Source organism: Prevotella sp. AM23-5 (genome assembly GCF_003473645.1).
GTDB classification, from domain to species: Bacteria; Bacteroidota; Bacteroidia; order Bacteroidales; family Bacteroidaceae; genus Prevotella; species Prevotella copri_A.
In genome coordinates, this window is record NZ_QUCG01000102.1 from 1 (window position 1) to 8546 (window position 8546).

The following is an 8546-nucleotide window of genomic DNA, read 5'->3' on the forward strand; positions in this document are numbered from 1 at the left end:
CGAACCGTTCAGCTTCGCCTGTAAAGCGGTATCGCCGATGGGTGTCTTGGTAAATGTTCCAAATAGTAGCTGTTTGGAACATTTGCGCTTTTCTTATGTCTATGGCTTCGCTTTATTCCCTTTCTCCTGACTTTCATCCATCCTCGGCTTCACTGAGTTCTCCTGAAAGCCTGAGAAACTGCACTGTGATGCCATAGAGCAGCAAGGGAGATAGGTCGAACCTTCATGTGGGGCTTTGGCCACCACACCCCTTGGCGGATGGCATACATGCGAGGAGGACTTTTCTTTCAGGGTAGGCTTGCTTCCGTTTTTGGCGAAGATGGACTTCCTTCCCATCTCCACCTATTTTGAAAGCCAGGCTACCCCTCTCTCCAAGCCACATGGACATGCCATTCTCCTCACAAGTGTGCCATCCTCTACGCTCCTATATCTATAGCCGAAGTTTCGGAATCTTATTTTTCTGTTTCTATATTTCCTTATTTTCTTATTTCTTTATATATTTATATAAGTATATAGTTCTATAAGAATATAATTGTTTCTACCTATAGAACTACAGTGCTATATCTATATTTTTCTTTTCTACTTTTCTTATATCTATGTTTTCATATTTGTTTCTATTGTTCGACCTCACTTTTTTATTGAAGCGGTATCGTGCCATCTGCCTCCCTTGCTTTTTCTCGTGCAAAGTTATGGCGGCCCTGTCAGATGCCAAGTACCAGGAGAGGACTCCTTATTTGGCTAAAACTTTTCTGGAAGCCTTCCGCAAATATTGCATATTTGGGTATTCCTGAAAAGTTTCTACCAAATTCCTTGGCGTTCTGACTTCTCTGGGCTGCCATCCTTTCTGCACGTAAAAAGGCTACAGGAGGCGAAGGACACGCCGAGGTATGATAAAAAAAATATCGGATCGAACGAAACAAATAACTGTAAAAGGCTAGAAGGTTCCGGAAATCCAAAGTATAATTTTTAAAGTTGAACCGTTAAAATGAGATTGACAATGAAACAGATTATTAAGTTTCTCAAGAAGATGAGTGTGGAAAACGCTTTGTTTTTCTTCTCAATGTTTGGAGTGGCAATGATGGCTTTTGCTTTCATGGGTGGTAACATGCGCTTCCTTGATGAGGGATTGGCCATCTGGCTGATAATAGCTGGAGCAGTGGTAGCTGGTGTGGGAATGATTGGAGTCTTCGCTAAGAACGACTTCTTCATCTACGACATCAACGAGGCTTCATAGATTCTTTCGGGAGAGGTGAATAACCTCTCCTGTGCTTCTTTTTATGTTAGGCAAAGGTGGTGGTATATGTTAAAAATGAAAGATATATCATTTTATAGCAGTCATTTTAAGTTCCATCACTTATCTTTGTAACTTCAAAAATATAGATGATATGAGAATGAATGAGATTTCTTGGCAACGAATGGTGTATATGAACCATAGTGCCAACGTTGTTCCTGCAGGAAAACCCTATAAGAAGCAAATGCTTCAGGGAAAAGTCTTTCCTGTCACTAAAGCACAGGCTAGGAACTTTGTTCTGATGGGGTGTCTGCTCAATGAACTTAACAACGAGGATGTTCGGGTAGTGGAATTGATACTGAACAAGCATGGAATTGTTGGCAACTACAGCTATGCCAAGAAAAAGGGGATGGTGAGACTCGTCAACTCATGTGATTTCGACAAGGCTCTGAGAATGGAATATAATTTTTAAAATTTGATGATATGGAAGAAAAGTATGAGAGTTTTAAACAGAAAATTCTGAAACTGAACGAACTCGCTTTGAGAGGGGAAGAGGGAGAAGCCATTAATGCTCGAAAGGCAATGGTTAGGCTTTGCTCTACCCTGGGTGTTAATTTGGAGGACATCTTGAATGAGAGCGAACAAAAGAAAGAATATGTCTTCAATGTTGGATGTGACCACTTGCTGAAGGAGCTGTTCTTTATGTGCAGTGAGAAAATCTTGGGCGACGGTGAGATTTGGTATAAGGAGAAGAATAGCCATATATCCTTGGAACTTACTCCTTCACAATATGCCGAGTTGTTTACTTACTTCGATTTTCACAAGGAAAACTTCAAGAAGGAACTGAAAGCTACAAGGAAAAGATTGCTTCTGGCATATTTGTTGAAACATAATATCTATGTTGGTAATGATGACGGAACAGACAAAGAGCTTTCATCGGAGGAACGCCGCAATGCTTGGAAGACTTTGCAGATGGTTGATGGCTTGGAAAATGTGTCTTATTTAAAATCTTTGGAAGACAAGTAAATGGAAAAGAATGATATTTAATACAATGAAATGGTGATTGCCAGAATGAGAAAAATGAGGGAAGAGGCAGAAAAGCGGAATACTACTGTTGATTTCTGTAAAATACAATAGGGACTCTCTATTTTCTGTAGCGAAATAGTCTCTGCTTTTGGAGTGTTTACACTAAAAACAGAGACTATTTTGTTATTAATATGTGTGAGATATGGTAACAAACACTGTCTCACCAGAATATCCTATCTTATAGGTTACTTCTTCTACAAGCCAGCGATAATCCGTCAATCCTTCGTTGAAAATTTCTTCATGCTCGTCGCCATACACCACCATATGCAGGAGAGACTTGTCTTCTAGCTCCTTTACGTTCCTTAGGTAGGATGGTGTCCTGTCGTCTTCTTTTCGAATCTCTTCCAATAGTAAGTGCAGGTCACTGTCGGAATTGGATAGTTGGCAGTAAAGCTGCTTGAATATCATGTCTTCGTAGTCGGAGAGCATGATGAATTCTCCTTTTCGAGGAATTATGGACATTTCGCATTCTATGAAGAATGCTCTGTGGGGATAGCACTCTGGGATATTGTTATAACAATCTATTCCTGTGCATCCCCAAACATTTTTTGGTAATAATATGACTTTCATCTTGATTTCTGGTATTGCTTAATATTCCGACAATGCTTCACTGCGGGAAACGCTTCTAGCCACGAAACTGAAGGAATTGCCTGTGCTCTTGTACTTGCAAGGTTCGCCTACTTTCGAGACTGCCACGCAAAACACAGAGAGTGGAAGAGGAGCTTCGGGATGCTCTTTTACAAAACTCTCGATTTGTTCCTTGAACCAAAATGCTTTCTTGCCATTGAAAACCACTACAAGGTTGCCGTTGCATTCTATGGCTGCCCTGCCAACTTCTTGGTCAAATATGTCAACTTTTTCCATTGTGCAACTTATTTTAGTTCTCTTACTTCCATGTTTACACCTCTCTCATAGATGACAAAGGTGTAGGTCTTTCCCTTATACTTGAACTCATCTATGGTACGTGATATGTCACGGCCTTTTACGTTCTCTTTCCCGGAAAGTCTGTTCATTTCGGCAACTTGGTTCTTCCTGTAATAGCCCAATATACCTTGTATGACCAAGATTGCGGCGACAATGGCAAATAGCCAAATGTTGTCTTTGAAAAATTTTCTCATCTGTCTTGTTCTTTAATTGTTATTATACTCTTCTATGGCCTTGAATATCTCCAAAGCCACTTGCGGAACCCAGGCATTGCCGTATGCCTTTATGGATTCCTTTCTCCATTTTCCTTCAGAAATGGCAAGGTCGTCCACATCGAAGGGAAGCCCATCATCTCCTCTGCATATAGTGGGTTGAACTGACGGGAACCCTGTGAACCCCCGGTTTCCTCTGCTACTTTCTTCGGTGATGGCAGCTTGCCGTTCATGGCAAGGGCTGTCAGTCCCATTCCCATCTGGCTCTTGGAATTGAGCTTGGTGGTGTACTTGGTCGCCTCCGCAGCTGTAGGCGTAGGGAGGAGGTGCAGGGGCAGAAACTCCGTCTTGCCCTTCTTGTTGCAACGTTTCAAGCCCTGTGTCTGTACGGTGGGCAACAATCCATATCCTGTTTCTTCTATGGGGCGCTCCTGTGGCACAAGCTGGAATAACAAGCGGTTGGACTTCATATCCTTCTCGCTCAATGTCTTCACAGATGGCATCGAGGATGTACCTGTATTCTTCTCTACATACAACACTTTCTTCGAAGAGAAAGTCTGAACGTCCCATTTCAGTGACACTGCTGGGTTGTACCATCGTCGTGATGCCAACAACGTTTTCAGCAACGACCCAAGTGGGCTGTATCTCCCGAATCGCTCGTAGCATTTCAGGCCAGAGGTAGCGGTCATCTTCCGCTCCTTTTCTGCTTCCTGCATAGCTGAAGGGCTGACAGGGAAATCCGCCTGTGAGAACATCGACTTTTCCCTTCCACTTCGTGAAGGTTGTCTTGGTGATGTCTTCATAACTTTCTGAATTTGGAAACCAATAGTCAAGAACTTGCCTTGGAAACTGCTGTATCTCGCAATGGAAGAGATTCTTCCATCCCATCCAGGAGGCTGCAAGCTCCGCTCCGCCTATCCCCGAGAATACGCTTGCGTGGGTCAAGGTGTTCTTGATGGTGGTATCGTTTGTTAATGGGGCTTCTCGCCCCCTTTCACCCCTCGGTGTTTTCAGGTATAGATTATTAAACCTGCTGCCGCACTGGGAGGAAGGGGAACGATGCCTACGAGTTGAATATTTGGGAAATATCCCCTTTTCTGGGCTTTTTCACACGCACCTTTCCATGAAGCTCCTCATACTTGCGGATAAACATATCGAGGCCAACTCCGATGATTTCCTTGATGGCCACTCCCTCGATGTCTGCGATGGTTCGTACCTTACTCATCACGTCTGGGTCAACCATGGTGCTGATTACCTCATAGCGTGGCTTCTCCTTTCGCTTGGTAGGTAAAGGAGCCTCGCTAGGGCATTCTTGTGTAGGAACTGCTTCCTGTTCCTCGGTCTTCCCAGTCAACCCTTGTAACAGGGAATCCATTGCGTTTGAATTGATGCTCTTTGACATAACTGCTAATTTTACGTTCTACTTGTTGATGGTTACATTGTTTAATACCATTCTCTCCAAAAACTCCTCGGTCAGGGCGATGTAGTCCTGTGCGCCATTGCTCTTCTTGTCGTAGTCAACGATGTTCGTTGCCTCCAATGGTGCCTGGGCGATGGTGACATTCTTGCGAATCTTTGTCGTGAACACTAAATCGTCCAGCTGCTTTCTCAAACCTTCCTCGATGTTCTTGCTGAGCTTCGTTCCTTCCCATCGGGTGATGGCGATACCGAAGATGTTTACCTTTGGATTGAGGAACTTCTTGATTTGGTTGATGAAGTCGAAGATCATCTTCAATCCGTTAAATGGCAAGACTTCTGCTACCAAAGGGATAATCACATAGTCGGATGCCGTGAGGGCATTCAGGGTGAGCAACCCAAGGGAAGGTGGGCAATCGATGAGGATGTAGTCGTACTCGCTCTTGTAGTTCTCCAACAACTCTGAGAGGATTCTCTCTCTCGCCATCTTTCCTGCCAACTCCAAGTCTGCCTGGGCTAGGTTCAAATCGGCTGGTATCATGTCCAAACGGATGTCCTCACGTACCTTATATATATAAAGGGAGGTGGAGGACTGGGATTTCAAGCCATCATAGATGGTGGTTGTGACCTCTTTCTTCAAGAGTGAACTCGTGAGGTTTGCCTGGGCATCCAAATCTACCAAGAGAACCTTGTAACCCTTGGAGGCAAGGATTGAACCCATACTTGCTGTTGTCGTTGTCTTACCAACGCCACCTTTGTGGTTGGCGAAGGAAATAATCTTTGCGTAATGTTTCATAATTGCGTTGTATTTTTATATAATTATATGACTATATAGTTATTTTCGCCTACAAAGATATGAATATTTGGTAATATAACAAAATAAATATTGAATTATTTGCTTATATAAATGTTTTTTTGTACCTTTGCAACAGAAAAAGTTCTTAAAATATAAGTAATATGAAGAAAATTTTAGCATCAATGATGATGTTGGCTGCAACTTCCACAGGATTTGCCCAACAGGTAACGGCTCCAGAGCCTGAGTTTATTAACAGCTATTGCGTGCTCACAAGTGATTCCACTTTCGATGCGCTCCCAAAAGAGGACGGAATGATTTCCAAGCATCAGAATAAATTCGGCAAATTTGCCAAGATAGCAGGAGCTGTTGGAGACTTGGGGTTTGCAGGAGGTATGATAGGGGCCAGTACATCTGGAAGTGCTTCTGGTATAATTAATGGTGTTCGTGTGATGGGAACAGCAGCTGGAGTAGGACAAGCTGCCGATGCAGTGAATACCCTCGCAGGAGCAGAGGGTATGGACATTGCTTTCGCAGGTGGCAAATCTGCCTACACCGTGAAGAATGCAAATAATGGCATCCGTTTACTCATTAAGGGAGAGAAGAACGAGTACGATCCAATGGAGATTTACCGCATTGTACGTTTCAAAGCATCAAAGAAGGACAGAAGAATTCAATGGATGGAGTTCAAGCCTGCCTTGATAGGCAGCGCAGAAACCAAGAAGAGAGGATATGTAGCTTTCACAGGTCATAAATATGGAAACCAAAGCTATCTCTTGGAAATTCCAGCATCTGAGGCAGAGCCAGGAGAGTATGGCATCTTCTATATGTCAATCATCACGGCTACAGCCATCCCTGTAGGAACATTTAGTATTAACAAATAAAACGTTACGATTATGGAGGCTTTATTAACTTTGGCATTTGCCGGTTGGCTCGGCAAGAAAACCGTGGAAGCGGTAGTTGGTGGTGGAAATAAAAAGAAAAGAAGACGCTCTAAGACCAACTGGGATAGACTAAGCTATTCCCAGAAGGCTTGGCTTCATGACCATTCACTATAGTTTAATGGCAAATCCTGTAGTTTAAATTGCAAAATCATTATATATAAGGTTCAACGCTCCTGGTTCGAGAGAATCAGGAGTTTTTTGTTTGTAAGCCATTAAAACTCATAAAAGTTTGGAGATTAGAATTATTTGTCGTACTTTTGCAGCGGAATAAATTTAATAAAGTCCCTTTGTGGCATAAATTATGTGTAAGGTATCAGAAGAGACAATCCTCAAGGCTAACGAGAGGATGAGAAAATATAAGATAGGGCAGAACAACAAGAATGTCTCACCTATGGGGGTTACCGTGGACACTCATGTCCAAGGTAAGACCTATAGTCAAACATTTACAGAGAATAGCATTAATGCTATCTTTGAACGTGTACTAAGCAATAGGCAGCATGGCAAAGCACTATAACTTCATTTATGAGGAATTGGTAAGGTATGAGGGTGACTTGGTAGGACGTGTTGCCTACTCACTGTATAAAAGGGAAAAGATTGCTTTTATAGAACAATAGTAGGATGTAGGGGAGTAATCCCCTACATCTACTCTATTTGAAATATTTCGGTGCTATTTTACTTTGCTTGCCCTTTGCTCATAAGTTCGGCATAGGCAAGGGCATCTCTGATAATGCAACTGCTTTCAGTCTCTTTGTCTTCCTTGCAAATGGCCCTGTATTGTTGCTTGAAGACATCTGGACATTCCTCATAGGCATCGATAAGGACATATCTTATCCATTTGTCATAGTCCTTGGGATGAGGAAGCTTAAGTCTTCTCAGAAACATACCTGTGGCACGCTTCAAGGTGTTGACATCGAGCTTGACGGCCTTGCCTGTTTCCATGTCTATCCAGGCAAACAACAGGTGGGCTACCTGCACTGAGCGGTCTATGCTGATTTGAAAACATGATACCTTGAATCTTTTTTCAAATGCCAGACTTACTTCCTTTATTTGCTCCAGCGTGGTGGATGCTGGAACCTCAAAGGAAATTTCCCTGATGACCTTTGTGTTGCGATATGGCAGAAAAGAGGTCTTCTTTTCTATCACTCTAAGAAGTTTCTCGTATCTTGATACGTAAGTCTCTTCTATCCAATATTCTGGTTGCATGGGCAAATCTGCCCTAGCAACGTCAATGTTAAGGATTCCGTTATTTCTCATAAGGTTTGCGTTTTATATCATTTACTTTTTCCATAAGTCCCCATCTCTGTAAGTGAACTTAATCTCATAGATGAAGGCGATGATGATGCCAATGACGGCAACACCGAATGCTATTCCCACTATTTTCATAGGCTCTCTTTGTTTTTTATGAACTTGTAATAGGCGTATGAGCGAAGGCTCTGAAAGTGTATGTAACTTCCCGACCAGTCCACTGCGGCCGGATTTCTGTCCATGATGGTTCTCGTTAGCACCTTTCCTGCTGAACTGTTGGGCAAGAACAGGTTCACTTCCTCGTACTCCTCGCTTTCTACGAGAAAGTGAGAGAGGTTGAAATGGTGGTTAAGGATGATGCAATCGCATTCCTTGGGGAGTGCAATCTTGCCGTCCTTCGACAAAGAGAGATAGGCCAGATAGTCCATGAAATTACTAAAAAGGCAGCAACTAGCGACTGAGCCTTTTTTAGAAGGTTGCAATGTGATGCCCTTGCGATGAATTGTCGTTGGTCTTTTCATCTCCGTCAGGCTGATGAACTCCACGCCTCCGTGTACGTTTCTCATTCCTATTCCGTGCCACACTCTGTTCAGGCTGCTACAGTCGATGGAATATACTTCTTCTGGTATCGAGGAAGGATTTATGCCAAATTCTTGCAGTTTTTCTTGATCCTTAATTCCGCAACACTATAATTT

The 8546-nt window shown here is 42.8% G+C and carries 13 protein-coding genes; 5 read left to right on the forward strand and 8 right to left on the reverse strand.

The window, feature by feature from the left end; translation table 11 throughout:
• Nucleotides 1-997 precede the first annotated feature (997 nt).
• The 3 genes from DW657_RS15790 (at nucleotide 998) to DW657_RS15800 (ending at nucleotide 2257) form a co-directional block, all read left to right on the forward strand.
• A complete protein-coding gene (locus DW657_RS15790) occupies nucleotides 998-1234 on the forward strand; it encodes a hypothetical protein (RefSeq protein WP_118313377.1) in 237 nt (78 codons plus the stop codon).
• Nucleotides 1235-1391: 157 nt separating this feature from the next.
• Nucleotides 1392-1703, forward strand: coding sequence for a hypothetical protein (locus tag DW657_RS15795; protein ID WP_147381977.1), 312 nt, complete (start codon nucleotides 1392-1394; stop codon nucleotides 1701-1703).
• Nucleotides 1704-1714: 11 nt separating this feature from the next.
• Nucleotides 1715-2257, forward strand: a complete 543-nt coding sequence (locus tag DW657_RS15800) for a hypothetical protein (protein ID WP_118313379.1) — start codon at nucleotides 1715-1717, stop codon at nucleotides 2255-2257.
• Between the two features lie 186 nt (nucleotides 2258-2443).
• On the opposite strand, the gene DW657_RS15805 is transcribed toward DW657_RS15800, so the two are convergent.
• The 6 genes from DW657_RS15805 to DW657_RS15830 form a co-directional block, all read right to left on the reverse strand.
• The gene (locus DW657_RS15805; RefSeq protein ID WP_147381978.1) at nucleotides 2444-2779 is read right to left on the reverse strand and encodes a hypothetical protein; all 336 of its coding nucleotides are present in this window, start codon (nucleotides 2777-2779) and stop codon (nucleotides 2444-2446) included.
• Nucleotides 2780-2905: 126 nt separating this feature from the next.
• Nucleotides 2906-3181: a hypothetical protein gene (locus tag DW657_RS15810; RefSeq protein WP_118313381.1), complete on the reverse strand. Its 276-nt coding sequence runs from the start codon at nucleotides 3179-3181 to the stop codon at nucleotides 2906-2908.
• Nucleotides 3182-3189: 8 nt separating this feature from the next.
• Nucleotides 3190-3435 (reverse strand): hypothetical protein, encoded by a 246-nt coding sequence (locus tag DW657_RS15815; protein ID WP_118313382.1) that lies wholly within the window; start codon nucleotides 3433-3435, stop codon nucleotides 3190-3192.
• 12 nt (nucleotides 3436-3447) lie between these two features.
• Nucleotides 3448-4341, reverse strand: a complete 894-nt coding sequence (locus DW657_RS15820; protein WP_233547169.1) for a DNA cytosine methyltransferase — start codon at nucleotides 4339-4341, stop codon at nucleotides 3448-3450.
• 175 nt (nucleotides 4342-4516) lie between these two features.
• A complete protein-coding gene (locus tag DW657_RS15825) occupies nucleotides 4517-4828 on the reverse strand; it encodes a hypothetical protein (RefSeq protein ID WP_147381979.1) in 312 nt (103 codons plus the stop codon).
• 45 nt (nucleotides 4829-4873) lie between these two features.
• Nucleotides 4874-5665, reverse strand: a complete 792-nt coding sequence (locus DW657_RS15830; protein WP_118313385.1) for a ParA family protein — start codon at nucleotides 5663-5665, stop codon at nucleotides 4874-4876.
• 161 nt (nucleotides 5666-5826) lie between these two features.
• Here DW657_RS15830 and DW657_RS15835 point away from each other — a divergent pair, with 161 nt between their 5' ends.
• Both DW657_RS15835 and DW657_RS17990 read left to right on the forward strand, forming a co-directional pair.
• A complete protein-coding gene (locus DW657_RS15835) occupies nucleotides 5827-6546 on the forward strand; it encodes a hypothetical protein (RefSeq protein ID WP_117586515.1) in 720 nt (239 codons plus the stop codon).
• A 12-nt stretch (nucleotides 6547-6558) separates the two neighbouring features.
• Nucleotides 6559-6720 carry a hypothetical protein gene (locus DW657_RS17990; RefSeq protein ID WP_153082140.1) on the forward strand — a complete coding sequence of 54 codons (162 nt, stop codon included), beginning with the start codon at nucleotides 6559-6561 and terminating at the stop codon, nucleotides 6718-6720.
• A 558-nt stretch (nucleotides 6721-7278) separates the two neighbouring features.
• Here the strand turns inward: DW657_RS17990 and DW657_RS15845 are convergent.
• On the reverse strand, nucleotides 7279-7860 hold the full coding sequence (locus DW657_RS15845; RefSeq protein ID WP_118313387.1) for a hypothetical protein: 582 nt from the start codon (nucleotides 7858-7860) through the stop codon (nucleotides 7279-7281).
• 125 nt (nucleotides 7861-7985) lie between these two features.
• Entirely contained in the window at nucleotides 7986-8417 is a 432-nt protein-coding gene (locus DW657_RS15850; protein ID WP_144150493.1) for a hypothetical protein, read from the reverse strand.
• Nucleotides 8418-8546: the final 129 nt, after the last annotated feature.